The 26594-nt window shown below is 47.3% G+C and carries 19 protein-coding genes; 13 read left to right on the plus strand and 6 right to left on the minus strand.

Features of this window, described 5'->3' with window-relative positions:
* Positions 1–25 precede the first annotated feature (25 nt).
* On the plus strand, positions 26–1069 hold the full coding sequence (egtD, locus tag JGK11_RS00275; RefSeq protein ID WP_293179237.1) for an L-histidine N(alpha)-methyltransferase: 1044 nt from the start codon (positions 26–28) through the stop codon (positions 1067–1069).
* Between the two features lie 303 nt (positions 1070–1372).
* On the opposite strand, the gene JGK11_RS00280 is transcribed toward egtD, so the two are convergent.
* The 5 genes from JGK11_RS00280 to JGK11_RS00300 form a co-directional block, all read right to left on the minus strand.
* Positions 1373–1984 (minus strand): hypothetical protein, encoded by a 612-nt coding sequence (locus JGK11_RS00280; protein WP_293198213.1) that lies wholly within the window; start codon positions 1982–1984, stop codon positions 1373–1375.
* A 406-nt stretch (positions 1985–2390) separates the two neighbouring features.
* A complete protein-coding gene (locus tag JGK11_RS00285) occupies positions 2391–2702 on the minus strand; it encodes an RNA-binding protein (protein WP_293179231.1) in 312 nt (103 codons plus the stop codon).
* A gap of 457 nt (positions 2703–3159) precedes the next feature.
* Positions 3160–3366 carry a hypothetical protein gene (locus JGK11_RS00290; protein WP_293203115.1) on the minus strand — a complete coding sequence of 69 codons (207 nt, stop codon included), beginning with the start codon at positions 3364–3366 and terminating at the stop codon, positions 3160–3162.
* Positions 3367–3499: 133 nt separating this feature from the next.
* Positions 3500–4750, minus strand: coding sequence for a transposase (locus tag JGK11_RS00295; protein WP_293179225.1), 1251 nt, complete (start codon positions 4748–4750; stop codon positions 3500–3502).
* 184 nt (positions 4751–4934) lie between these two features.
* The gene (locus JGK11_RS00300; protein ID WP_293179222.1) at positions 4935–6617 is read right to left on the minus strand and encodes a tetratricopeptide repeat protein; all 1683 of its coding nucleotides are present in this window, start codon (positions 6615–6617) and stop codon (positions 4935–4937) included.
* A 742-nt stretch (positions 6618–7359) separates the two neighbouring features.
* Between JGK11_RS00300 and JGK11_RS00305 the strand changes: the two genes are divergently transcribed.
* The 12 genes from JGK11_RS00305 to JGK11_RS00360 all read left to right on the plus strand — a co-directional run bounded on the left by JGK11_RS00305 (position 7360) and on the right by JGK11_RS00360 (position 25226).
* Positions 7360–8175 carry a hypothetical protein gene (locus tag JGK11_RS00305; protein WP_293179219.1) on the plus strand — a complete coding sequence of 272 codons (816 nt, stop codon included), beginning with the start codon at positions 7360–7362 and terminating at the stop codon, positions 8173–8175.
* A 95-nt stretch (positions 8176–8270) separates the two neighbouring features.
* Positions 8271–9164, plus strand: coding sequence for a hypothetical protein (locus JGK11_RS00310; protein ID WP_293179216.1), 894 nt, complete (start codon positions 8271–8273; stop codon positions 9162–9164).
* Between the two features lie 11 nt (positions 9165–9175).
* Complete coding sequence (locus JGK11_RS00315) at positions 9176–11734, plus strand: Ig-like domain-containing protein (protein WP_293210162.1); 2559 nt, start codon at positions 9176–9178, stop codon at positions 11732–11734.
* Positions 11735–12376: 642 nt separating this feature from the next.
* On the plus strand, positions 12377–13849 hold the full coding sequence (locus JGK11_RS00320) for a hypothetical protein (protein ID WP_293210164.1): 1473 nt from the start codon (positions 12377–12379) through the stop codon (positions 13847–13849).
* Complete coding sequence (locus JGK11_RS00325) at positions 13792–14445, plus strand: RluA family pseudouridine synthase (RefSeq protein WP_293210166.1); 654 nt, start codon at positions 13792–13794, stop codon at positions 14443–14445. The genes JGK11_RS00320 and JGK11_RS00325 overlap by 58 nt, the downstream gene beginning before the upstream one ends.
* An 85-nt stretch (positions 14446–14530) precedes the next feature.
* A complete protein-coding gene (locus tag JGK11_RS00330) occupies positions 14531–15094 on the plus strand; it encodes a Uma2 family endonuclease (RefSeq protein ID WP_293179210.1) in 564 nt (187 codons plus the stop codon).
* 231 nt (positions 15095–15325) lie between these two features.
* Positions 15326–16444, plus strand: coding sequence for an alkene reductase (locus JGK11_RS00335; protein ID WP_293210168.1), 1119 nt, complete (start codon positions 15326–15328; stop codon positions 16442–16444).
* 163 nt (positions 16445–16607) lie between these two features.
* A complete protein-coding gene (locus tag JGK11_RS00340; RefSeq protein WP_293210170.1) occupies positions 16608–18884 on the plus strand; it encodes an ATP-binding protein in 2277 nt (758 codons plus the stop codon).
* A 23-nt stretch (positions 18885–18907) separates the two neighbouring features.
* Positions 18908–19366 carry a response regulator gene (locus tag JGK11_RS00345; protein ID WP_293179202.1) on the plus strand — a complete coding sequence of 153 codons (459 nt, stop codon included), beginning with the start codon at positions 18908–18910 and terminating at the stop codon, positions 19364–19366.
* A gap of 39 nt (positions 19367–19405) precedes the next feature.
* Positions 19406–21076, plus strand: a complete 1671-nt coding sequence (locus tag JGK11_RS00350) for an ATP-binding protein (RefSeq protein ID WP_293210172.1) — start codon at positions 19406–19408, stop codon at positions 21074–21076.
* Positions 21077–21581: 505 nt separating this feature from the next.
* Positions 21582–22586: a protochlorophyllide reductase gene (locus JGK11_RS00355; RefSeq protein WP_293210174.1), complete on the plus strand. Its 1005-nt coding sequence runs from the start codon at positions 21582–21584 to the stop codon at positions 22584–22586.
* Positions 22587–23219: 633 nt separating this feature from the next.
* A complete protein-coding gene (locus JGK11_RS00360) occupies positions 23220–25226 on the plus strand; it encodes a ShlB/FhaC/HecB family hemolysin secretion/activation protein (RefSeq protein ID WP_293210176.1) in 2007 nt (668 codons plus the stop codon).
* 142 nt (positions 25227–25368) lie between these two features.
* On the opposite strand, the gene JGK11_RS00365 is transcribed toward JGK11_RS00360, so the two are convergent.
* Entirely contained in the window at positions 25369–26562 is a 1194-nt protein-coding gene (locus tag JGK11_RS00365; RefSeq protein ID WP_293179190.1) for an AIPR family protein, read from the minus strand.
* Positions 26563–26594: the final 32 nt, after the last annotated feature.

The following is a 26594-nucleotide window of genomic DNA, read 5'->3' on the forward strand; positions in this document are numbered from 1 at the left end:
AATTTGTGCATCTTAATTTTACTCTATGAAATCTCCAAGACTTTCCGACAAGACAAACCCAGCGTCAACCAAAGAAAACCGGCTGCACTTAGAGCGGCTGGTGAGCGCTGTGGCACCGACACCCGCAGAAATCAATGCTGGCAGCGATGCAATTACCGGGTTGACTCAAAACCCCAAAACCCTGCCTCCCAAGTATTTCTACGACGATCGCGGCTCGAACCTCTTCGAGTTGATTTGTCAGTTGCCGGAATACTACTTAACGCGCACTGAGACGGCAATTTTGCAAGAGTGTGCAGGGGCGATCGCGCATTTGACGGGCCCGTGCGAAATCGTCGAACTTGGCAGCGGCAGTTCCACCAAAACCCGGATTCTCCTCGATGCTTACAGCAAATTGGAATATCCGCTGCACTATTTGCCGATCGACATCAGCCCTACTATCCTAGAAAGCAGCGCTTGTCAACTGTTAGCAGATTATCCATCGCTCCAAATTCACGGACTTGTCAGCACTTACGAATTAGCCTTAGCTAAAATTGCCCCGTCGCCATTGCCAACCCGAATGATTTGCTTTCTAGGCAGCACCCTCGGCAATCTCAACCATCAAGAATGCGATGTATTCTTCTCGCAAGTTGTCGGTGCATTGCAGCCGGGAGAGTATTTTTTGCTGGGAATTGACTTAGACAAATCTAAGGATATTTTAGAGCCGGCCTACGATGACAGTCAAGGAGTGACCGCAGCCTTTAACTTGAATATGCTGCGACATTTAAATCGGAAGTATCAGGGAAATTTTGATTTAGCGCAGTTCGAGCATTGGGCTTTTTACAATCAAGAACAATGTCAAATTGAAATGCACTTGAAAAGTAAGAAAGCGCAAACAGTCAACTTGCGCGCGCTCGATTTAACGGTTGAATTTGCCGCCGGAGAAACTATCCGCAGCGAAATTTCGCGCAAGTTTAATCTCAATACTGTAAAGGCAGATCTTTCGCAGCGCGGTTTAAAGCCGGTGCAAGTTTGGACAGACCCAAATCAGTGGTTTGGCTTGATGCTTTGTCAGTTGACAGTTGACAGTTGACAGTTGGCAGTTGGCAGTTGACAGTTGGCAGTTGGCAATTGTTATTTGTTATTTTTGAATATCTCCCAATAATCAGTAACTACTGACTACTGACTAATAATGACTAATGACTGCTGACTAATGACTAATATCATTTCCGGCTGCATCGGAATAATATATTTGGATGATATCAGTGCGAGCGTCTCGCTCGCGGCATAGATCGCGAGCGAGACGCTCGCACTCTTATAATTACGATGCTGCCGGATTTGATATAATGACTGCTGACTACTGACTGCTGACTACTGACTAATGACTACTGACTAATTAACAAATCGGCCGCTGTCCGGGTTTTACGGCGTGAATGTACTCGCTGCCGGATGTCGGCCATCCCCGCTTGTAATAGGCTTCCTCGGGCTTCCCCCAGCCCAACTGCAACAAAATTTCGAGAAAATCCAACTTTTCCCACTTCGAGAGACTCGCCCATTCTGTACGCTGGGCTAGAGCTTCTACGTCGATCGGCTCGATCGCTCGAAAATCCTTCCCACTATTAATACTCAAATACAAATCCATCCCCGCAGTTACCCGCTCCCAGAATTCCAACATCGCAGTCTTAGCAGCCTTCAGCGTCATCAAATCGATCGGTAGAGCGATTAATTCGTCATCCACTCCCGGGTAGCGCAGACTATTGCCTTTAACCGTCATTTCCCGCCAGACAATCCCAGAAACTTGATGTTCCCGCTGGTATTCGTGCACGGCTGCCTTAAAATTTTGATAAGCAGTGAACTTTTGAACGCCCTCAGATTTGAGAAAGCGATCGATCACGGGGTTTCCTGTAGCAGGAGTTTCAGTCAAATTGAGGCGTCGCCCGTGCAAGCAGGCTTGGCGCTCTTCTGCGAGGATGTTAATGAGTTCCGCCGTGCTGTAGATCTTGGGCATCTTTATTCAGGCAAAATCTATTGATTTGCGGGTCTGGCTGGTTTGATCTGCTAATTTTCAGTAAAGATTATTTGTTTTTTTGAGCAATATCACTTTTGCGTTATTGTAACTTTTCTTTGGAGTTAATTCTAGTTTTGATAGTTTACAGGAGTTGCGCCCATAAATCCCGAAAGCTTCTTGAAAAAAGCAGTTGATCGCGATACAGAATTGCGAGTTAGGCTGTCCGCTGCGCGGCGGGCGTACCTCGTGGAATTTTTCGCCAACAACAAAGCCCCCTCACTCGAAGGAGGGGGCTAAACTGAGTTAAAGGTTTGGCAGTTGTATGTAGCCAGTCTAACAACCCGAAAAAAAAGCAGCATTCGCACTTGCTGTCAACTACCAAAATTCAAATTTTCAGTCTCAAAGCTTAGTATCGTCGTGAAGAGCGATTGTTGTCGCCCCAGCCACCGCCACCCGAGGAGCGTTTGTTGTTGTTTTCGCGAGGTTTGGCTTTGTTGACTTTCAAGTCACGGCCCATCCACTCAGCACCGTCGAGGGCTGCAATGGCTGCTGCTTCTTCTGCTTCGCTGGCCATTTCGACAAAAGCAAAACCCCGCATTCTGCCTGTTTCCCGGTCCACTGGCACTTGGACGCGGCTTACAGTTCCGTACTCGGCAAATACTTCGTTGAGGTCGTCTGATGTGACCTCATAAGAAAGATTACCCACGTAAATCGACATAAAATCTCCAGAATCTATTAGGGTGCAGAGACTTAGATTCGGAGAGAGGCTTGTAAATAAACACCAACAAACTACGCAACCGAATTTAATTCTTGAAAAACTACTATAACATGAAGCCAGCAGAATCAGCAATTGCCTGTCCTAATTTTCAAATTAGGGTGCCGTCGGGCAATCTCCCGCGGAAAGTATTCTTGATAACTGACATATTGCACTGTTAGCCTCATCACCTTGGTTTTTTGCTGTGCGATCGAGCTGAGGGCTAATTTTTTTCGTTCCTGTTAGCAGGTGGATGGGGTTTTATTGAAAATATTGCTCTCGATCGTTATATTGAGATCGGGCACTTTTCGGGTTGCATAGATATCCTGCCTGTAACACCAGAGATCAATCTTTTTAGCCTCGGATTCATGTGTTGACTGAATTTCTAATCTCTGATATCCCGTCTCCGATCGCATTAAATTTAGCGCCCTGTAATGGCGACCCAAAAATAATTCTCAAAAGAGTTCTTAGGAATATCTACACGCATTTTTCTACCCCAAGTATAAACATCAAAACTAACGCGAGATCGATCGCCCTTTCGATCGCTTCCCTCATCAATTGCGACATTTCCCAACAGCGCCACCCAGTGACTCGGATAAGGGATCAGCGGCGGTTTGTTTTGCAGCATTCCCTCAGCGGTAATCAAAGCAAAAGCAAATCCCCCAGCTTTGAGCGCCTCATCGGCGGCCCGCAGCGCTGGAATATCGCCACTGAAATAAGCGTATTGATACTCCCCACCGATGAATCGGGGGGATTCTTGATTAAGACCACAAAGGGACTTTCAAAGGCGTTAACAAAGCACCTCTACTGACTTCTTTGAGACAAAGCCCCAAAGTTGCCGCTACTTTTCTACCGATATTAGCTGCACCGTTGCAGTCGGCATTGATTAACAAACCTTCAAGGGTGCGATACAATCCGCGCTTAACTCGTTTACCGCTTGACTGCCACCCTTCTGGTTTTTCGCAGAATTTAGGTAGCACGTCCCGATCGACAAATGAAGCTTTAGAAGTATATGATTCTTCGGTCACGACAAACCGAATCCCGTATTTTTCGCACAATTGAGCGATTCTATCCTTGAGTCTACAAGTTGGAATTTGAACAAACTTTTGGTTAGTTTGAGAACCCAGATTGAGACCATTTTTCATCCCCACATTCCAACCGAATATCACAGTACCTAGATTGTTAGCTAAACAATGAGCAATCACCTTCCGAGCAGCTTTGTTAACAGCATCTCGCATTGTGCGATTGCGATTTTCTGTCAATCTCTCCAGTCGTTTTGACCAATAACCATTCGCTTTCCCGGACATCAAAAACGCAACGCGCTTATTATATCCTTGATTGAGCGACTTTAGGTGCAACCCATCAACGATAAAGCTAGTCCCAGTATTGCTTACACAGGTTAGCCAATTGTTCATTCCGTGGTCGATCATCAAAGCTTTAGATGGATCTACATCTGCTTGAACCTGCTCAGTCTTGTAGATTAATTCCAAGTAAAAGCAGCCGTTTCTAGGCAGGATTCGATATTCTCTGATTGCTTTGTGGTCTAAGTTTGTGGGCCTAGGTAGATAGAAAGCATCCAGTCCGAACCAAGCTTTAACTTTGGTGCCGAGTGGAAATCTTAATAACCCGTCTTTAAGCTTCACAGAGCGAGCTGTATACGTTACTAAAGCTAGACCACCCTGTCGGTAATTAGGTAGTCTCGGTCTTTGAGTTACTGTCCCTTCTTTTATGCCTTTTAATAGTCCAATATAGGATTTGAAAGATTCGGCAACAGTAGTTAAAATCTGCTGTGCGGTATCCGAATAGAATGCTTTATAGTGCAAATTTCGGTTCTCCGTACCTAGCACTTTATGCAAATCTGCTCTCCCCGGTATTTTACCTGTTTTAAAATACATTTGACGAGCATAATAAATACCGCAATTAGTCAGTTTTGATGACTCACTGCACAGGAATTCGAGAATTGCTTTTAGGTTTTTATCCGGGCTAATTAAATTTTGTTGGCATCCAAACATTTTTGTTACCTCCTTTTTATATTATACCTTCTCACCTGCTATCAAAGGATATTAATTAAAGAGGAAAATGTAGGCGACTAAAGTCGCAGTCGCGTTCCGGACCATGTAAGACAGCCAGGGGCTTCTCGCTCGTCTTTCGGTGAACTGTCAACAGTCAACTGTCAACTGTCAACTGTCAACTGTCTTACCATTTTCCTGACATTGCATCTTTGAGTCTCAATTCTTCTCGGCTGACTAGAGCTTCGTAGTAATCTGGTTTGATTTCTAGGGCGACTCCGTAAGAACTAATTGCATCTTGAGTCCGCTGCAATTTTTGCAAAACATCGCCGCGCTGCGCCCAAGCTTCCCAGTTGTGGGGCTTGAGTTGAATCACTCGATCGAAAGCGACAAGTGATTCGGAATAGCGCTGCATTTTCCCCAGCACCAGGCCTCGCTGCACCCAGCCTTGATAGCTGTCGGGCCAGATAGTAATTGCTCGATCGTATGATGCTAGACTTTGTTCGTACTGTTCCAAATTTGACAGGGCGTTGCCACGTTTCAACCAAGCTTCAAAATTGTCTGGCACGTTTTGAATAACGCGGTTGTAAGCTGCGACGGCTTCTTCGTAACGCTGCAATTTTTCTAGCGCTGCGCCTTGCTGCAATCCTACTTTTGATGTAATGTCTGTTTCTGAACTCAGAGAGATTACTTTGTCAAAACAGGCGATCGCTTCTTCGTATTGCTCCAATTTTTCTAGGGCTTCGCCTCGCAAATTCCAAGCTTCTAGAAAATTTCCTTCAATTTGGAGGGCATTGCTGTAAGCGATAATCGCATCTTTGTAGCGTTCCAATTCTGCTAGGGCCATACCTCTGCCCAGCCAAGCTTCGGGGAAATTCGGATTAATTTGAATCGCTCGATCGAAAGCATCGATCGCACCTTCATAATCTCTTGATTCTGACAGTGTTTGACCGCGCCCGATCCATGCTTCGGGATAAGCGGGATTCATTTGAATAGCCCGATCGAAACAAGCTATTGCCCCATCGCGCCACTGGTGTTTCAGGGCCATTCCTTTGTACAGCCAAGCTTCGGAGTCATTGGGTTGGAGTAGCAAGACGCGATCGTAAGCTGTGACTGCTTCTCCGTATTTGTGCAATTTTGCCGAAGCAATGCCCCGATTGAACCAAGCCAAAGTGTTTTGTGGTTGCAGTTGAATGGCGCGATCGTAAGAAGTTACAGCTTCAGCGTAGCGTTCCGCCTTCATCAGAGCCAAACCTCGGTTCAGCCAAGCTTCCCAATTAGTCGGGACGAGTTTGAGAGCGCGCTCGTAGGCCGCCACAGCCTCAGCGTAGCGCGAGGCTTGCAGCAACACGCTGCCTTGCCTGCACCACATCGCGGGCAAATTTGGATGAAGTTGGGTTGCTTTTTTGTAACAGGTTGCTGCTTTGTCCCACTCCTGCAATTCTTCTAAAACTCTGCCCTGCTGATACCAAGCTTCGTGCTTTTCGGGATTGATTTCAATTGCTTTGTCAAAAGTCGCGATCGCCTCGGGGTGATTTTGCAAACTTAACAGTGCTGTCCCGCGCAGCATCCAGGCCCAATATTCTTCGGGATTAATGGCGATCGCTCGATCGCAACAGGCCACCGTTTCAGCCCAGGAGTGCAGTTGCTTGTAAGCTTTGCCCAGATTCAGCCACGCGCGGGCCCAATCCGGCTTAATTTGCACCGCTTTTCCGTAGCAAATGATTGCCGCTTCGTACCTTCCCGATGCGTAGTGTCTGTTGCCCCGATCGTAATCTGGAAATGCTGCAAAAATTCTTAAAATCGGGGGCAGGAGGCCGGACTCGGGATTTGAGGAGTTTTCTGTGGTAGAAGTCGAGATATCTGGCATACGCCTTACATATAAAATTTAGTGGGTTGACAAGATTGCGGTCTTATATATTAACTTATGCTTTTCTTAACTCGCTGCTATTTTGAGACAAATTTAGCATATCAGGTCTATTACCACAAATTATATTTACTTAACTGTAATGTATAAAATTATGCACCGCTCCCACTTTGCGTATACCGCTGTAAAATACGGTCAGTCGATTTTCGATGTTCGATTGACTCCACAGATGAATCTGGGAGCTTGAACCAGAGTCTAAAATTTTGATCTCTCCACTACGAGTGTCGGAAACTTGTATTCGTAAACGATATTAATTTTCCCAGAATCCTTCAAATCTCTGCGGTGCGAGATCTGAGTTAATAGAGTCTGTCCTCAAAAAGGCAGTGTGTTAACTTTTATTGTAACGGCCATACATCGTTTAATTAAGAGGTATGTTGTTCTTTATATCGAGTTGCTCAGGATGGCAATAAATAGTAGCTGCTAAATATTAGGCAATAAAAATCAATCAATTCATTTCATTGCAACACTTTTTTTTCCAAAGAGCTAAAAGGAGTTGGTTTGGCAAACATCAAAATTAATTTGTATCAGACGTTGATTTGGACAAGACAGTTGAGGGAAGGGTTTCATTATGCCACTCAATTTAAGAATTCGATCGTACAAAACGATCGCCCTAATATGTATTGCCTCGTTACTAATCAACGTGCTCGCGATCGAAAGCACGTACTCTCAGCAGAGCTGCCCAAAAGTGCAAACTTCAATTCAGATTATCGACGAAACTCAGATTATCAACAAAACGGGGAGGAAGATTTTTGGCACGTCCCTTGACACTTTGCAGGAGTCACATTTCAAGAACTATGTAACTATCCTTTCCAAACATATCTCTGCCAAGATTGACGATTGGGCGCAGTGCCACGGGGATTTGAAAAGTTCTCCAGAAGTCGAGCTTTTTTTCGTTAACCGTCCGCTGGTCAAATACCCTCGGCGGATCAAATCCACGACTGTGCCAATCGTAGTACCGTTCAACTTAGAGGGCACGCAATCTAATGGTACCAGGTATTTGGATAGTCCTTGGGTAAAACTCACGTTGGGCCGTTCGCCCACGATCGTTGTGCGTGCGGTGTTCCTGTGGAACGAACGACAGTTTCTGTTCGATCAGGCACTGATGTCGGGCATACGCGCCCCACCCACCAATCCTCTGCTTCCGATTGATCAGCCCATCTTCGAGCAATTTGTACAAGATTACATCGACTCTGTGCTGCTTGTACCGTCTCCAGAAGCCGAGTCTGTTGGCTTAGCCAGTATTTCAAAACGCTTGCCACCAGAAATCCTTTGGCTGTTTCGCAATTCGTGGCAAACTACGCGCGGTCCTTTCTCCGGGATCGTGGCCGGTGCTCTTAGATCCGCCGTTGGGAAGGCAGCGATCGGATATACCGATCTTACCAAGGCTCTCGTTGACCAATTTTTCGCGTCAGAAACGACTGAGATCCGCTACGAAAGCGTTCTCGATCTCAAAGACCTATTCACCCTCGATCGATACCGGATTAACGACCTTCTTCATTAAGGAAAAAAATTATGGCTTGGACATTTCTTCAAAAGACGACGTTAATTTGTATCAGACGTTGATTTGGACAAGAAAGTTGAGGGAAGGGTTTCATTATGCCACTCAATTTAAGAATTCAATCGCACAAGACGATCGCCCTAATATTCATTGCCTCCTTACTGATCAACGTGTTCGCGATCGAAAGCACGTACTCTCAGCAAAGCTGCCCAAAAGTGCAAACTTCAATTCAGATTATCGACGAAACGGGCGGCAGGCAGATTTCTGGCACCTCCTCCGTTGACACTTTGCAGGAGTCACATTTCAAGAACTATGTAACGACCATTTCCAAACATATCTCTGCCAAGATTGACGAAATATCGCAGTGCCACGGAGATTTGAAAAGTTCTCCAGAAGTCAAGCTTTTTTTCGTTTACCGTCGGCTCGTCAAGACTGCGCCCTTAGCACCGTTCAATTTAGAGCGTACAGAATCTAATGGTACCAGGTATTTGGATAGTCCTTGGGTAAAACTCACGTTCAGCCGATCGCCCAGGCTCGTTGTGCGTGCGGTGTTCCTATGGAGCGAACGACAGTTTCTGTTCGATCAAGCACTGATGTCGGGCATACGTGCCTCGCCCACCAATCCTCTGCTTCCGATTGATGAGCCAATCTTCAAGCAATTTGCACAAGATTACACGGACTCTGTGCTGCTTGCACCGTCTCCAGAAGCCCAGCCTGCCGCCCTAGCCAGTATTTCAAAGCGCTTGCCCCCGGAAATCTTTTGGCTGTTTCGCAATACGTGGCAAACCACCTTGATTCCGTTTTACATGTCAGTAGCCCGTGCTTTTGAATTAGCTGTTGGGAAGGCAGCGATCGGATATACCGATCTTACCAAGGCTCTGGTTGACCAATTTTTCGCGTCAGAAGCGACTGAGATCCGCTACGAAAGCCTTCTCGATCTCAAAGACCTATTCACCCCCGATCGATACCGGATTAACGACCTTCTTCGTTAAGGAAAAAAATTATGGCTTGGACTTTTTCTCAAAAGACGACGTTCACAGGTTTTACTACTGTCGCCGAAGAAACACAAATCCTTACCCTTTTGCAGACAGCATATAACGGTTCGTCCACAGCTAAGACTATGTTCGACAGTTGGATTAATGGCGGGAACACAATAGAGATACGATTCCAGCGGAACACTTTTCAAGCTGCTATTGGCAGGGGCATTGTTATAATAGATCCTTCGTATATTAGCGATGTGAGTTACATAAACGATACTGGCAAAGCAGTACCGTACTCGCTACTTGGTGCCCTACTTCACGAGCTTGGTCATGCGTTGACTGGAAAACAAGATAATGGTTCTAGCACTGACTACCAGGGGGATAACGTTCGCTATGTAAACCAAATCTGGAGCGAACTTGGTTTGGATAAGCAGATATCTTACATAGGGCAAGCCAAAGGCAATCTTCTTAGAGTTGGCTATGAGTATACAAACGGCGCGGCGATCGATGCCGCCAGAACTGAGGACGTTGACATGAGTTCGGCCGGACTCGGTATGTCGAACGACCTGCTGATCGGAGGGACATCCCCTAACATTCTTGAGTCTAGTGACGGCAATGACTTTTTGTTCGGCGGTGGTGGTGATGATGAGTTGAACGGAGGCGCTGGTAGAGACACCGGAGTTTATTTTGGGATGAAAGCTGACTACGACATCAAGAAAAATTCAGACGGTTCTTGGTCAGTTCGCAATGCACGCGGTGCAAAGGACGCTGGTTCAGATACGCTGAAAAACGTCGAATTCGTGCAGTTTGACGGTGGTAAGACATACGAACTTAAACAGGGTGGTCTTACCTTCCAAACCGATTTCGCTCTTGTGATCGACACTACAGGCAGCATGGGTTCATCGATAGGAAGAGTGAAGGCGCAGGCATCTTCACTTATTGATGCAGTATTCGCTGGCGGCGAAAAGGATGGTCGCATTGGGATAGTCGGGTTCAAGGACACTGCGCTTGGGCAACCGTCATCGGTTATTCTTCCATTTACAGATCAAGATGACTTTGCAGCCAGAAAATCCGCCGCACTTGCAGCAATAAATGGCATTACTGTAAGCGGTGGCGGCGACCTGCCGGAGACAGCCTTTGATGGGCTTCGTGTTGCGCTAGACGGGTCTATGGGGCAATGGAGGTTTGGCGCAGGCGTGCTTCGGATCGCTCTATTTACAGACGCAGCAGCGAAAGACGGCGCCCTAGCTGGCCAAGTGAACGCCCTTGCTAGTAGTATTGGAGCCACGATAGGAGCGCGTTCCTCAGTGGCGGGAGCGGGCGGCTCAGTCGATACCTTTAACCTGACATTGGGAGGTGACGGTTCGAGCGGTACACAACAACTACTTAACCCAAGTGACCCCAACGCTAATCCCCCTTTCCCATTTGTGCCATCCGACGATCCCATCACTCCTGACCCAACGACTGCACAAGTGCAGATATTTACAATATTTACTGGCCCTAATGGTGTTGATACGTCTGCCCTTGAGGGCATAGCAAACACCACCGGAGGCGACTTCCTTAAGGCCTCGACGGATCAGGACTTGGTGAACATCTTGCTCAACATCATCAATTTACCGCCCGGGTCTGTGAACACTCCTCCCACAGCAGTAAATGATAAGGTCACAACGAACCAGAACCTCGCTGTTAGTATAAATGTTTTAGCTAACGACAGCGACCCCAATAAAAATGTCATAACCATAAAGGCATTTGACAGCGTTTCTACGAAAGGAGGTAGCATTGTTCTTGATAATCGCGGTACGCCTGGTAACTTTACTGACGATCGATTAGTTTACACTTCTTTAACGACCTTTAGCGGTAGTGACAGTTTCACTTATACGATTAGCGATGGAACTGGTACAGCTACGGCTTCTGTTTTTGTTGAAGTCGGCGTTGACCTGGACGGCAGTAATGGGACAGATGGACTAACAGGGACACCAGGAGACGATCGCCTTAATGCAGGTAATGGGAAAAGAACGCTTATTAACAGGAATGCGGTGTTTTTAGGAGATGGTAACGACTCGATCAGCGCCGATGTAGACTCTCCAAACCGTGCCATTGAGAACTTCAACTTTATTGGAACTGGTGATGGTAACGACACAATCACTAGCACTGGCATCCTTTACAACGAGGGTATCATTAATACTGGCAGTGGTGATGACTATATCTTTGTTGATGGTTGCACTTGTACCGGATATGGCATTTATAACAACGGCGGTAACATTAATACTGGTGATGGTAACGACTCCATTATTGCTAATCAAGGCTTTGAGTCAGCCGCCAATAGCAGTGGAAGTGTGTTTTTAGGAGCGGGCGAAGACTATATCAAGGGTTTTGGGAGTGGTGATTTTTATGGCGGAAGCGGTAATGACACACTAGAATTAACGCCAGGAAGTTATACCGTTGGGATATCGGACACGTCGAGGACTTTCACCAAAGGTGACAAACTTTTGATAACTTCCGAGTTTGAAAAACTCATAGCTGGTAGTACAACGTATGACTTCACCAGTTTGACGGCTGGTCAGACAATTGTTATCGTCTAGCAGTCTATTTGGAAGTAGGGACAGCTAGCTATGAAAAAAGTTTTGCTGTCCTGAAAGAGCCTTAATTCTTAACTGATACAGCATATTCCATATATATTTGGTACACACAATCTGATCTCCCGTGTAAGGTGCGTCGCCACCCGTACTTCAGCAAGTTATATCCAATATCTAGCAGTGACGCACCCTACAGACCGCTAAGAGGGCCCAAGCCCAACAACGTCCGCGAATATGAGAGCTCGATCCGCTATATTAACTTATGCTTTTGTTAAATCGCTGCTGTTTTGAGAGAAACTTAGCATATCAAGTCTGCTGCCGCTCATTATCTTGGCTCTCCTGGGTTTATGGTGGATACGGTATCAGACACAACTGTTCGCGATTCTGTGATGCTCTCTTCGTCAAGGATATGCGGTTTGTTTATCACATGCAGCCATCCTACTTGGCAGATACCGCTGTACAATACGGTCAAGACACCAACAAATATGGGGTGCATCTTACTTTGGCGAATATATCCGTAGGGGCGAAGCATGACCGCAGTCAGTAGGGGATTATAACTAATAACTTATATGCGGTCATGCTTCGCCCTCTTCAAAAGTGAGATGCACCCCAAATATGTCCTGATCGAGATTTTAAATCAAATTTAATATGCTAATTCTACACCCGCTTTTAGATTTCACGGACTATTTTATGGACTCCGATCGGGGGTCGATCGACTCTAGCCCCAGTTATTGGTACGAAGGGCATTGCCCTCAAAGTGCGGATCTGCTGAGATTGCCACGTACTCGAATGTCTGAAGAAATCGCCAGGGGTTTGATGCAGTACCTTGCTGCTGACGATTCCTACGATCGCGAGGGGAAGATGTACGGCATCTTGCTCGTGGAAATGCCTTGGGGGGAACAGCGAATTCTCAAAGCATTTTCTGGGTTGCTGAACGGTTCTAGCGTTGTTGACGGGTGGGTGCCACCGATTCCGGGGCGATCGCGAGTTGCTTTGACAGAAGCGCGCACGCTGGCCCAATTGGAGGCGATGAAACAGGAACTGATTGCACTGAATCAACTCCCGCAGCGACAGGAATATGCAGCCTTATTGAGCGAATTTGAATTGCAATTGCAAGTTTTGAATGCGCGGCACCGCAATTGCAAGCAGCAGCGAGACGAACAACGTCAGCTAAGCAGTCAAACTCTCGCAGGAGACACACTCTTAATAGCCCTGGAAAAACTAAATCAAGAAAGCCGTTTGGAGGGAATTGAATGCAGGCAATTAAAACGGCAGCGGGATGCAATATTGCAGCCTCTAAAAAAGATCGTTGAAGCTGCCAATGAGCGGATGCGGGTGCTCAAACAAGGGCGAAAAGAACTTTCCCGCCAACTTCAGGCCGAGATGCACGCAGCTTACACTCTGGTGAATTTTTTGGGAAAATCGCGATCGATCCAGGAATTGATGCCAACTAATTCTATTCCGACTGGCACCGGCGACTGCTGCGCGCCAAAATTGCTGCACTGCGCGGCAGCAAACAATCTGAAACCGCTAGCAATGGCTGAATTTTGGTGGGGGCCGCCATCGGGTGACAAAGTTCCGGGAGAGTTTTATGGTGCTTGTAGCGATCGGTGTCAGCCGTTGATGGGTTTTTTGCTGTCAGGATTGCCACAAAATCCAATTGTTTCGGGGCCGAAAGCTTACCCGGCTTTTACATCGTCAGCTAATAGCAAAAGTCTGTCAAAAGCTTCATCGAAAAAAAGTGTAAATCAGTCTTTTAATGGTGGCATCGAATCCCGCCCGACAAGTCAGACTTTTAGGGGCGGGCTAGAAGCCCACCCCACAACTCATCAAAACAATCATGGTGGAACGGGCATCTTGCCCGTTACCGATCGCTCTTGGGGCGCGCCAGATGCCCAACCCCTACTCCCCACAACNGGGGCGCGCCAGATGCCCAACCCCTACTCCCCACAACTCATCAAAACAATCATGGTGGAACGGGCATCTTGCCCGTTACCGATCGCTCTTGGGGCGCGCAAGATGCCCATCCCACAAATCTCAAAAAATTTGCTGGAACGAGCATCTTGCCAGTCACCAATCCCCAGGAAATGCTGCCAATTGTTTATGAAGACAAATGGTTAATTGCAGTCAACAAACCCTCAGGCTTGCTGTCAGTTCCAGGTCGTTATCTGGAAAATCAAGATAGCGTTTTGAGTCGCTTGCAAAACTTGTTACAGGACGGGTTAGAACTGACGGCGGTGCATCGGTTAGATTTAGCAACATCTGGGATTTTGTTGCTGGCGCGGGACAAAGAAACCAGCAGTCAACTAAGCCTGCAATTTGAGAAACGGCGGGTTCACAAAGTTTATGAAGCAGTGCTTTCGGGGACTGTCAACATAGAGGCGGGGACGATCGCACTCCCGGTAAAAAAAGACCCGAAAAATTCCCTGGTTCAGCAAGTTAATTTGGAGTGCGGAAAACCCAGCATTACTAGGTTTCAGGTAATGGCGAAGGAGGGAAATTGTACTCGCGTCGAGTTTTTGCCGCTGACGGGGCGCACGCATCAATTGAGGGTTCATGCAGCGGATGTTCGAGGGTTGGGAATACCGATTTTGGGCGATCGACTTTACGGATGTCGCGCCCCTGCGAACCGACTGCACTTGCACGCGCGGGAACTCTCCTTTGAGCATCCGCAGTTGGGTTCAAGGCTCAGCTTACAGGTGGCGACGCCATTTTGATCGCGCGGGCGATCGCAAGTCCGATAGTGCGATCGCCCGAAAGTAAAATAACAAGTTATCTCGCCTCTGTTTAGGAAACCTGAAAATGCTACAGACTCCCACGAAAACCCTTACCCTAGAAGAGTTTCTGAATCTGCCGGAAACGGAACCCGCCAGCGAATACATTAATGGACGCATCATCCAAAAACCAATGCCACAAGGAGAACACAGTGCAATTCAGACAGAATTGCCACCTGCCATTAACTCGGTGCTAAGATCCCAGAAGATTGCCCGAGCTTTCTGTGAACTCCGTTGCACTTTTGGTGGGCGATCGATTATACCCGATGTTTCGATATTCTTGTGGAACAGGATTCCTCGCCAGGAAAATGGTGCAGTGGCTAATGTTTTCTCAATTGCTCCAGATTGGACGATAGAAATTCTTTCGCCCGACCAAAGCCAAACAAAGGTAACTAAAAATATTCTACATTGCTTGGCTCGCGGAACGCAAATGGGCTGGCTGATTGACCCCTCCGAGCAATGTGTATTTGTTTATTTGCGCGATCGACCAACAGCATTTTTTGACGAACCAGATGTACTGTTACCAGTGCCAGAATTTGCCAGAGAATTCAATCTGACAGTTAAAGGTTTATTTAGCTGGCTGCTGGATTAACTAAAAGTTTCGCAATAGTTCACCAAGATATTTGATATTAAAGCCCTCGTCTGCCGCCGGCGGTTGATAGTACGCAGTGATATACGCAGGCTATATCCGTAGGGTGTATCACTGCGTACCTTAGCAATAAATACGCCCATTGATATTTGTTGGCAAGTCCTGTTTAAGTTATCTTGAAAAGCGATCGAACTCCGATTGCTCACATTATTCAGTAAAGGACAGATCGAGATTATGACAACTCAAACAACATCTTCACTCCTCCTGAGTCCCTTCAAATTGGGAGATTTATCCTTAAAAAACCGGGTAGTCATGGCACCCATGACGCGATCGAGAGCCGGTGAAACGCGGATGCCCAACGCTTGGATGGCCGAGTATTACGCTCAGCGGGCCAGTGCTGGTTTGATCCTGACAGAAGCTACGGTGATTTCTTCTCAAGCTAACGGTTGGCTGAATACGCCCGGTATTTATTCAGACGAGCAAGCCGAAGCTTGGAAACAAGTTGTAAATGGGGTTCATGCCCGCGAAACACCAATTTTCATGCAGCTTTGGCACTGCGGGCGGGCTTCTCACAGCAGTTTTCAGGAAAACAATCAATTGCCAGTTGCACCATCTGCCATCAAAATCAATGGAGAAGGCATTCATACCCCTGCGGGCAAACAACCCTACGAAACTCCCCGCGCTCTAGAAACAGATGAAATCTCGATCGTTGTGGAAGATTATCGCCAGGCCGCAGAACGGGCAAAAATGGCGGGTTTTGACGGTGTAGAAATTCACGGTGCTAACGGATATTTAATTGACACTTTCCTTCAATCCAAAACTAATCAACGCACAGATTCCTATGGCGGTACAGTTGAAAATCGCTACCGTTTTCTCAAGGAAATTGTGGAGGCAATTCTGACAGTATTCCCTGCCAACCGAGTTGGAGTTCGACTTTCTCCCAACGGTGTTTACAATGATATGGGTTCTCCCGATTATCGCGAAATTTTTCTGTATATTGCAGGTCAGTTAAATGTCTACGGTTTAGCTTACCTTCACCTTGTGGATGGTTTAGCTTTTGGCTTTCACGAATTGGGAACGCCGATGATGATAGGAGAGTTTCGCGATGTATTTTCCCAGCCGCTGATTGGTAACTGCGGATACAATCAAGAACTAGCCCAAACAGCTTTGAGCAACAAAGTTGCGGATTTAATTGCTTTTGGTCGGGATTTTATCAGCAATCCGGATTTAGTAGAGCGTTTTGCTGGCGGTTGGCCGCTCAATCCGCCTGCGGTCGTCGGCGTCTGGTATTCTTTTGGGCCTGAAGGTTATATTGACTTTCCTACTTATCAGGAATCAGCAGCTATTTCTTAGACTGTTGAGCAAAAAGCTGACTGTAAGAGAATTTTTGGGCGGAGTGAACGTCCGGGCTGTTTCCTCCACCCAATGTGTAATGTGCGTCGTTTCCGGCTGCGAGAAAAGTGTTTTAATAAAGAGAAATAGAAATCATTTCTAGCCGGAGTTCTCCGCACGATTTATGATAGATGAAGTTGTTGATTTCACCCAAACTGTCGATTTAACCAATTGCGATCGCGAACCGATTCAAATTCCAGGGCTGATTCAGCCCCACGGGGTGCTGTTGGTTTTGCAGGAGCCTGACTTGAAGATTGTCCAGGTCAGCAATAACGCGTTGGCTTTGCTAGGTCAACAGCCCCAAGATCTGTTGGGCAAACCGCTATTAAACTTACTCGCTCCCCAGCAGATTAATGCAATTCGGCAGTGCTTAAGCGAAGACTTTGAGTATGTGAATCCGTTAGATATTTCTCTAAAAGCTAAAACAAAATTACTTCAGTTTGATGGCATTGTTCATCGCTGCAATACCATAATCTTTTTAGAATTGGAACCAAAAAAGAAAAGACCAAAAACAGACTTTTTCCATTTTTACCAGCGATTAAAAGGAACGATTACTAAAATTCAAAAGGCTCCAACCTTGCTGGAGATGTGCGAGGTTGTAGTTAAAGAAGTGCGAAAAATCACTGGATTCGATCGCGTTATGGTATATCAATTTGATGCCGCAGGATCCGGACGGGTGATTGCAGAAGATCGGGTAGAAACGCTAACGCCTTATCTGGGCTTGCACTATCCGCCCAGCGACATTCCCCAGCAAGCGAGACAGCTTTATACCCTCAACTGGCTGCGGTTAATTCCCGACTCCACCTATGAGCCTGTGGCGTTAGTGCCAGCGCACAATCCCTTAGACTCGCGCCCGACGGATTTGAGTTTATCGGTGCTGCGGAGCGTGTCTCCCGTACACTTGGAATACCTCAAGAATATGGGTGTATCAGCCTCCATGTCTATTTCACTGATCCAAGACCAAAAACTATGGGGGCTGATTGCTTGCCATCATTCGACGCCGAACTATGTGCCCTATAGCGTGCGAACCATGTGCGAGTTTGTGGGGCAGGTAATGTCGATCGAACTTGCAAACAAACAAGATCGTGAAGACTTAGACTACAAAATGACATTGAAGTCGCTCCAAAGCAAGTTTGTAGAATCGCTATCTCAGTCAAAAAGCTTCTGGGATGGATTAGTTCAACTCAACTCGAACCTGCTAGATCTGGTGGGTGCGACGGGAGTGGCGGTTTGCGCGGGAGAACAAGTTATTTGTATTGGTGAAACGCCGCCAGAAGCTGAAATTCCTGCCCTGCGGGAATGGATTAAAAGCCAAATTCAACACAACCTGTTTCAAACCCGATCGCTATCTGAAATTTATCCAACCGCAGAGTCATTTAAGAGCGTTGCGAGTGGACTGTTAGCATTAGAAATTTCCAAAGTCAACAAAAATTATATACTCTGGTTCCGTCCAGAAGTGATTCAAACAGTCAACTGGGGCGGCAACCCGAACAAACCTGTCGAAGTCACAATCGATCGCGAGATGCGGTTGTCTCCTCGCAAATCCTTTGAACTCTGGCAACAAACGGTGCAGGGCTGCTCGTTACCTTGGAAGTCCTGCGAGATCGAAGTCGCCACCGAACTGTGCAGCCTGATCGTCGGGATTATCCTCAGTCAGGCAGATGAAATGGCAAAGATTAATCTAGAATTGGAACGCAGTAACACTGAACTAGATGCCTTCGCTTACGTCGCATCCCACGATCTCAAAGAACCGCTGCGCGGCATTCATAACTATTCCAATTTCTTGATAGAAGATTACGGGGAGGTGTTGCACGAGGATGGCATCGCTAAATTGCAAACGCTGGTGCGCCTAACCCAACGCATGGAAGATCTGATTAACTCTCTGCTACACTATTCTCGGCTGGGACGCACCGAACTTTCGCGCCAACCCACAAATCTCAACGATTTAGTGCGACAGTCGATCGACATTTTAAAGATCGGCGGGCCTCCGCAAGCGATCGAGTTTCGCACTAAATCGTTGCCGACAATTGCCTGCGATCGCACTCAAATCAGCGAGTTATTCACCAACCTGATTAGTAACGCGATTAAATATAATAATAAAACCGAGAAATGGGTGGAAATTGGTTTGATCGAATCAGAATCCGCGAGCAGTAAAGACCCGAGTTTATATACCTTTTATGTGCGAGATAACGGCATTGGCATCCCCCAAAAGCATTTGGAGCGAGTTTTTCAGATATTCAAGCGACTCCACGCACAAGACGAATATGGTGGCGGTACAGGGGCAGGTTTGACGATCGTCCAAAAAATTGTCGATCGACACGGGGGAAAAATTTGGGTAGAATCGACGCCCGGTGAGGGCAGCACGTTTTACTTCACATTGTCAGCAGCGGTCAAACCATGACCGGATATTCAGCGATGCGTGCTATGCAACTCCCTCCCTTGCTGATCGTTGAAGACAGCGACGAAGACTTTGAAGCGTTCCAACGTTACCTACACCCATCTTTTTCGCAAATCCCCGTCTATCGCTGCACTAATGGCGATCGGGCCCTGGCGTTTCTCTACCGCACCGAACCCTACACCAATCCTAACACTGCTCCGCGTCCGGGACTGATTGTGCTAGACCTCAACTTACCGGGAACGGATGGGCGAGAGGTACTATATAAAATAAAACAGGATCGTAATTTGAAAAAGATTCCGGTGGTTGTTTTCACCACATCTAACAATCCCAAAGACATCGCAGCCTGCTACGAACAAGGAGCGAACAGCTATATCATCAAACCTATGGATTTTAAGCTGTTGAAGCGAAGTATTCAGACGTTGTTGAGCTACTGGTTTGAAATCACGATGCTCCCTGTTCAGTCTCCGGAGGAAGACCAATTATGAGTCAAGTTGAGCGCACTGTTTTGATTGTGGAGGATAACCGTGATCTATCCCAACGGCAGAATCAGGTGGGCGCTGAGCCTGGGGAAAGTGTTTTATAATGCGATCGGGCAAGCGATGCGGATGTCGGGCGTAGATTTGGATATCACCGATCGCAAGCACACCGAGGAAGCACTGCGTCACAGTGAAGAGTTTAGAAAACGGGTGTTAGACAGCAGCAGCGACTGCATCAAAGTGCTGGATCTGGATGCACGACTTTTATACATAAATACAGGAGGGATGTGCCTGTTGGAGATCGACGATCTCACCCCCTATTTGAACGCGGAATGGCTCTGTTTTTGGCAAGATGAAGCTCGGGAAGAGGTGGAAGCTGCGATCGCGGCGGCGAAGGCAGGAGAAGTGGCTAGATTTCAGGGCTTTTGTGCCACCGCCAAAGGCACGCCAAAATGGTGGGATGTCGTGTTAGCACCGATCCGGGATGTGGCAGGCCAAGTTGTACAAATCTTATCGACTTCGCGGGATATCACCGATCGCAAACAAGCGGAAATCGAACGCGATCGCATTCTGCAATTAAAACAAGCTGCCCTGGCCGAATCGGAAAGAGTTAACCGCATCAAAGACGAGTTTCTGGCGGTGCTTTCTCACGAGTTGCGATCGCCCCTCAACCGGATCTTAGGCTGGACGAAGTTGCTGCAAACTGGCAGGCTGAATGAAACCAAAACTGTAGCAGCGTTAGCGACGATCGAACGGAATGCCCTGGCACAGGCTCAATTAATTGACGACTTGCTCGATATGGCTCGCGTGCTGCGCGGCAAACTGAGTTTGAATGTGACTGCTGTCAATTTGTTGTCTACCATTGAATCTGCGATCGAAACAGTGCAGACTGCCGCCACCGCCAAGTCAATTCTGATTCATCACGTGCTATCCAATATCGGGCAAGTGTCTGGGGATGCGGTTCGCCTCCAGCAAATTGTCTGGAATTTGCTTTCCAACGCTGTCAAGTTCACTCCCAAGGGTGGACGAATAGACGTTCGATTAGAGTTAGCAGACAACCAAGCGCAGATTGTGGTAACAGATACGGGTAAAGGCATCAATCGAGACTTTTTGCCCTACATCTTTGAGTCTTTCCGTCAAGAAGATGCTTCTGTTACTCGCAAACACGGGGGGCTAGGGTTGGGACTGGCGATCGTTTATCAACTGGTAGAAGCCCACGGCGGAACAATCAAAGCTGACAGTTTTGGGGAAGGAAAAGGAGCCACTTTTAGAGTCAGCCTGCCGCTGCTGAACGTCAAAACAGGGGAAAATCCGGACAAGTTATTAGAAGCAGAACAGGATCTCAGAGGCATCCGAGTGTTGGCAATTGATGACGAGGCAGACAGCCGGGAAGTAATCGGCGCATTCCTGGTTATGGCTGGAGCGGAGGTGATGACAGTTGCATCTGCGGCTGAATTTATGGTAGCCCTAGAGTCGTTTGTGCCGGATGTTTTGGTGAGCGATATTGGAATGCCAGAAGTCGATGGCTACAGTTTGATCGGATATGTGCGTTCTCTATCACCGGAGCGGGGGGGACTGATCCCGGCGATCGCATTGACTGCCTATGCTGGAGAAATCAACCACCAACAAGCTCTGGCAGCAGGCTTTCAGAGGCACATTTCCAAGCCTGTGGAGCCAAATCTATTGGTTGGGGCGATAGCTGATTTACTGAGCAAATAGCTATGAAAACATCAGCCATAAATTGAGCATATCTTGATAACTTATTTCTCAATAATAGCTCATACCTAATACTTTTAACAAGACCATTTCCGACTACCTTTACCTTTCAATGCGTTCAAGTTCTTCCCTCATATATATCATGTTCGCAGTGCGGACTTAAGTCCGCAAAAACGGTTCGTAGTGCGGACTTAAGTCCGCAAAATGCACTCCGATTCCGACTGAAGTCGGCACTACGAACTTATCTCCCGACTGAAGTCGGCACTACGAACTTATCTCCCGACTGAAGTCGGCACTACGAACTTATCTCCCGACTGAAGTCGGCACTACGAACTTATCTCCCGAATCTCCGAAAATGGGCTAGGAGTGTCGATCGGCAACCTAGAAAGTTGAGATTCACAACGTTTGGGCCTATCCTATTAACCTGAGGGCATCTGAAAACATCCGAGCTGCTAGCTCAGCTTTTGAGATGCCCCAAAATAATCAATAGCCAAGCATTTTTAAGAAAATGGCACAAAATCACAAGTCAACGGTTATCATCACCGGCGCATCCTCCGGCGTCGGCTTGTACGGCGCCAAAGCCCTTGCAGACAAAGGATGGCACGTAGTCATGGCCTGTCGCGACGTGCGAAAAGCCGGAGACGCCGCTCAAGAGTTGGGCATACCTCAAGGTAGTTTCACGATTATGCACATTGACTTGGGCGATTTGGAAAGCGTGCGCCGATTTGCTCGGGAATTCAAATCAAGCGGCAGGCCTCTAGACGCTTTGGTGTGCAACGCAGCTATCTATCTGCCTTTGATTAAGGAACCGCTGCGGAGCCCTGAAGGTTACGAGTTGACGATGACTACCAATCACCTCGGTCATTTCCTGCTGTGCAATCTGATGATGGATAGCATGAAACCTTCCTATTATCAAGATGCGAGAATCGTGATTTTGGGAACTGTGACTCACAATCCAGACGAGTTGGGTGGAAAGATTCCGCCGCGTCCTGATTTGGGCAAGTTTGAGGGTTTTGAAGCGGGTTTCCAAGATCCGGTTTCGATGGTAGATGGGAAGCAGTTTGAACCTGTCAAGGCTTACAAAGATAGCAAAGTTTGCAACGTGCTGACGATGCGGGAATTGCACCGCCGCTTTCACGAATCGACGGGGATTAATTTCACTTCGCTGTATCCGGGATGCGTGGCGGATACGCCACTTTTCCGCAATCACTATCCTTTATTTCAGAAACTTTTCCCGCTGTTTCAGAAGAATATCACCGGCGGTTATGTGTCGCAGGAGTTGGCGGGCGAAAGGCTGGCAATGGTGGTTGCAGATCCAGAATACAAGCAATCTGGGGCTTATTGGAGTTGGGGAAATCGTCAGAAAAAAGATGGTAAGTCTTTTGTGCAGAAGGTTTCTCCGCAGGCGCGCGATGATGAGAAAGGTGAGCGGATGTGGGAGTTGAGCGCTAAGTTGGTGGGATTGGCTGACGGAGCTCCCATGGGTGCTGCTAGTGCGAGCCGCCCTGCATAATTAGGTTTGTAGTGAGGACTTTAGTCCTTCTTCTTGCGGACTAAAGTCCTCACTACGAACCTTGACGCACACAGGTTTGTAGTGAGAACTTCAGTCCTTCTTCTTGCGGACTAAAGTCCTCACTACAAACCTGTAGTTTGTGGGATGGGCGTCCCGCCCGTCTTTAAAGGACGGGCGGGACGCCCATCCCACAATAATTAAAATTCTAAGTTATTTAATTCGCGCTCCTAAGTTATTTAATTCTCATTCCTTACCAGGAAAAATTGGTTTAAATCCCCAAGCCTTGTAGGGAGAAATTAAAAAAAGACGATTGATTGCTCGACTCCTCTTCCTTTCCGGTAGAGGTCTCCCTCCTTTCGTCAAGTCAACTGTCAACCTGTATGCTGTCAACTGTCAACTGTCAACTGTCAACTGTCAACTGTCAAAGATATTTTTGCGGATCTGCATCCGGTTGCTGCGTAAGTTTTGGCGGAGGAACCAAAAGGTCGATCGACCTTTTGGTTTTTAGCCGTTGGGAAATTCTTGGCAGTGCCCGGTGTTGCCTTTTTTTCGGTTAAGATTAATTGTTAGTTTAGGGTGCGCTGGTTCCTTAAAATATTTTCACCCAATCTAGCGAGATAATAATTATATCATATGAACTGTAGATCGCAAAAATTATTTTTAATTGCTGGAATCTTTGGCTTAGTTTGGTTGGGAAAACCGACGAAAACATCCGCGAGCAACGTTGAAATTTTGACTTCAAATGTTGAGGATTTGGCAACAGTCCGCAGCGGAGCCGATCGACCTTTACGAACCAACGACACGAATCTTGACACCCGGGAAGACTTGCCGGCCACTGAGTCCGATCGATCGACTTTGGCACCAATTCTACCTGCGGAAACTCCCGATTTACAGCCAGAAGCTGCCAATTCTGTCGATCGCACATTCGCCACGAACGATCGAGAAACTCAGCTTTCTAACCGAGATCAAAAGCTAAAAGAAAATATAGGTATCGATCGAGATTCGCAACTGAGCCAACTGCCCAACCCAATTCAACCCAGAGAGCCGGAATTGCCTGCACCAATAGCCCCGCAACCGCCGCCGCCGTCTCCCCTCCAACCAACTCCCCCAACACCAGTTCCCGGCGATTCCAGACCGGGGATTCCGGGTACAATTCGGGTTTTGCGGTTTGAATTTGAGGGAAACACAGCTTTTAGCGATCGCGAACTCGCAGCAGTTACGCAACAGTTTGCGGGGCGCGACATCACCTTTGCCGAACTGATCGCAGCAGAAGGGGCAGTGACTCAAAAATACGTAGCAGCAGGATACATCAATTCCGGCGCTGTAATTCCCGCCAACCAAACATTTCCCAGAGAAGGAGGTGTGGTGAAAATTCGGATTGTCGAAGGCGGATTAGATGAAATTCAGATTAGTGGAAACAGGCGTTTAAATGCCAATTACGTGCGATCGCGCTTGGAACGTGTCACCAGGCGGCCATTGAATCGCGATCGGCTGCTGGAAGCGTTGCAAATGCTGCAACTCGACCCCTTAATTGCCAATATTTCGGCAGAATTGCAAGCTGGAAGCCGCCCGGAAAACAGCCGTTTAGAAGTGCGGATTAAAGAAGCAGACAGCTTCAGCGGCGAAGTTTTTCTAGACAACAATCGATCGCCCAGCGTGGGCAGTTTTCGGCGCGGCGCGCGCATCAATCAAGCGAATTTGCTCGGTTTGGGCGACGGATTAGAGCTATCCTACGCTAACACCGACGGCAGCAACGAATTCAACGGCAGCTACACAGTCCCCGTCAACGCGCGCAACGGCACGATTCGGTTTGCTGCGAGTGCTGCGAGCACTAACGTGATCGAGGAACCGTTTGATGCTGCGGAAATTGAGGGGAAATCGCGAACTTACGAGTTAACTTACCGCCAGCCGATCGTCGAAAAGCCCGATCGCACTTTGGCTGTGGGAGTAACTTTTTCGCGCCAAGAAAGCGATACATTCCTGTTGGGAGAAAGATTTGCGCTGTCAGCGGGAGCAAACGAGCGCGGCGAAACGCGGGTTTCGGCGGTGCGGTTTTTTCAAGAATACGTGCAGCGGAATTCCCGACAAGTGCTCGCAGCGCGATCGCAGTTTTCCATCGGTACCAATTTTTTGGGTGCTACTGCGAACGATAGCGGCCCTGACAGTCGCTTCCTGGCGTGGCGCGGACAAGCGCAGTACGTGAGGCTGCTAGCGCCGGAAACCTTGCTAATAGTGCGTTCCGACATTCAGTTCGCCGATCGCCCGCTGCTGTCCCTCGAACAAATCGGGATCGGCGGCGTGCAAAGCGTGCGCGGATACCGGCAGGATTTGTTGTTAACTGATAGCGGTGCGATCGCATCTGCGGAAGTGCGTATTCCAATTTGGCGCGTCCCGAAGGTCAAAGGATTGTTGCAGGTGGCTCCATTTATCGATTTGGGGGTAGGCTGGAACCATTCTGGCGAAAAAGCTAATCCTGATTCTGACAAGCTTCTGGGTGCTGGTGTGGGGTTGGTGTGGCAGATGGGCGATCGGTTTAATATGCGCTTAGACTATGGTATTCCCTTGATTAATGTCCGAGGGGGCGATCGAACTTTTCAGGAAAAAGGCATCTATTTTCGGATTAATTACTTTGCTTTCTAAATTGTGGGTTGCGTTGAGTGCGATCGAAACCTAATCTTCGCTTCGCCCAACACTTCAGCAACAGAAGAAGATTTTGGTGGGTTTACCAAAATCTTCTGACCATCTGCCTCTTCGACTTGTTAGCCCTCTACTGAAGACTCAATTAGATTTGGACAAATTTCATGGCAATTATATTTGTGAGAGTATTCCAAGTACTTTTGGAACGACCGAAAGAAGCCGCGCTTGACCGTGCTTCGGCTTTATATGTATCCCAAAGGCGATCGACAAGCATCATTCCATATTTCTCCCACAATTCTTCCACAGGACTGATCCACTGACCATCTTTAATCAAAAGACGGAAAGCTGCTAAAACAGGCATCACAAACGGTGGTGCAACAGTAAGGTTAAAGGTTCGCCCTGTAATCAAAGTAGATGGTTGATTACTGCATCCACTGACTTTAGAGATGACAATCTTTTTGCCATTGCTACTGTGCCCATTCAGAGCTTGATGAGTCTCCATAACTTTTTCCTCCAACCACAAAATTTCAGGTAACAAAGGGAGAATATGTTCGTAATTTTTGTTACTCCATTTACTTACAAGAGAACCCTTGCCCGTATAGGCAGTTATGGGATGACTCTCTTTTCTGAAATCAAACAGCTCATTATTCAGCAAAGCAAGTCGTTGAACAAGATCCACGACAGTGTATTTTGGAGCATTATCTGGGTTATCCTCAAATTCATTTGGCTTGAAAATCACATTTTTGCGATATTCTGGAGGTAAATGCTTTTCAATTGCCTGCCAGTCCCCTTCAAGATTCTTTAGTGCATAATCTGGCACTGCCTTGGATAGATTTCTGGCACGACTAATACTTGCAACATTCTCTTCATCAACCCCAACTGCTACCGTGACTTGAACATGAGCTTCGTGAATAGTTGGATAATTTTCTCCTCGCTTGTGCTTCCCATATAGAGCGTGCATCAGAGCCTTGTAGGTGTGTCCTCCATTAAGAACACCGTGCCCCAGAAAGTCTTCTGTTTCTTCGTTCGGCTCATTGTATATGATTCGGACTTTAAAGTCTCCGCCCTCAACTCGTTTCGCTTGAAGGGAGTCAACAACCAGCATAATTCCGTTGTTGTTATAGATAAACTGCTGCGGTTCTAACCTTAAGGTTTCTAGCATAGCCTTTGCAGGCTTTGCAGTCAGGTCAGCATTCCTAGCATTTGGTCCGAAAGGAAAACCTTGTGGTAAATCTTTAACTGCTAATGTTAAAGACCAAAGCTGCCGCTTATCGTCGCTATCTTGAAACACGCGACAGGCAGATTTGGCAGAGAATTGAACTTGCTGCTTATCTTTCATAATTCACTTTTCCTTTGTTCAACAGAACGATT

The sequence above is a fragment of the Microcoleus sp. PH2017_34_RAT_O_A genome (assembly GCF_020737885.1).
In the GTDB taxonomy this organism is placed as follows: Bacteria; Cyanobacteriota; Cyanobacteriia; order Cyanobacteriales; family Microcoleaceae; genus Microcoleus.

Excerpts from the sequence above, each read along its gene's own strand:
- egtD (WP_293179237.1), top strand. The coding sequence starts at position 26 with ATGAAATCTCCAAGACTTTCCGACAAGACAAACCCAGCGTCAACCAAA.
- JGK11_RS00280 (WP_293198213.1), bottom strand. The coding sequence starts at position 1,984 with ATGCCCAAGATCTACAGCACGGCGGAACTCATTAACATCCTCGCAGAA.
- JGK11_RS00285 (WP_293179231.1), bottom strand. The coding sequence starts at position 2,702 with ATGTCGATTTACGTGGGTAATCTTTCTTATGAGGTCACATCAGACGAC.
- JGK11_RS00290 (WP_293203115.1), bottom strand. The coding sequence starts at position 3,366 with ATGCTGCAAAACAAACCGCCGCTGATCCCTTATCCGAGTCACTGGGTG.
- JGK11_RS00295 (WP_293179225.1), bottom strand. The coding sequence starts at position 4,750 with ATGTTTGGATGCCAACAAAATTTAATTAGCCCGGATAAAAACCTAAAA.
- JGK11_RS00300 (WP_293179222.1), bottom strand. The coding sequence starts at position 6,617 with ATGCCAGATATCTCGACTTCTACCACAGAAAACTCCTCAAATCCCGAG.
- JGK11_RS00310 (WP_293179216.1), top strand. The coding sequence starts at position 8,271 with ATGCCACTCAATTTAAGAATTCAATCGCACAAGACGATCGCCCTAATA.
- JGK11_RS00315 (WP_293210162.1), top strand. The coding sequence starts at position 9,176 with ATGGCTTGGACTTTTTCTCAAAAGACGACGTTCACAGGTTTTACTACT.
- JGK11_RS00330 (WP_293179210.1), top strand. The coding sequence starts at position 14,531 with ATGCTACAGACTCCCACGAAAACCCTTACCCTAGAAGAGTTTCTGAAT.
- JGK11_RS00335 (WP_293210168.1), top strand. The coding sequence starts at position 15,326 with ATGACAACTCAAACAACATCTTCACTCCTCCTGAGTCCCTTCAAATTG.
- JGK11_RS00340 (WP_293210170.1), top strand. The coding sequence starts at position 16,608 with ATGATAGATGAAGTTGTTGATTTCACCCAAACTGTCGATTTAACCAAT.
- JGK11_RS00345 (WP_293179202.1), top strand. The coding sequence starts at position 18,908 with ATGCAACTCCCTCCCTTGCTGATCGTTGAAGACAGCGACGAAGACTTT.
- JGK11_RS00355 (WP_293210174.1), top strand. The coding sequence starts at position 21,582 with ATGGCACAAAATCACAAGTCAACGGTTATCATCACCGGCGCATCCTCC.
- JGK11_RS00360 (WP_293210176.1), top strand. The coding sequence starts at position 23,220 with ATGAACTGTAGATCGCAAAAATTATTTTTAATTGCTGGAATCTTTGGC.
- JGK11_RS00365 (WP_293179190.1), bottom strand. The coding sequence starts at position 26,562 with ATGAAAGATAAGCAGCAAGTTCAATTCTCTGCCAAATCTGCCTGTCGC.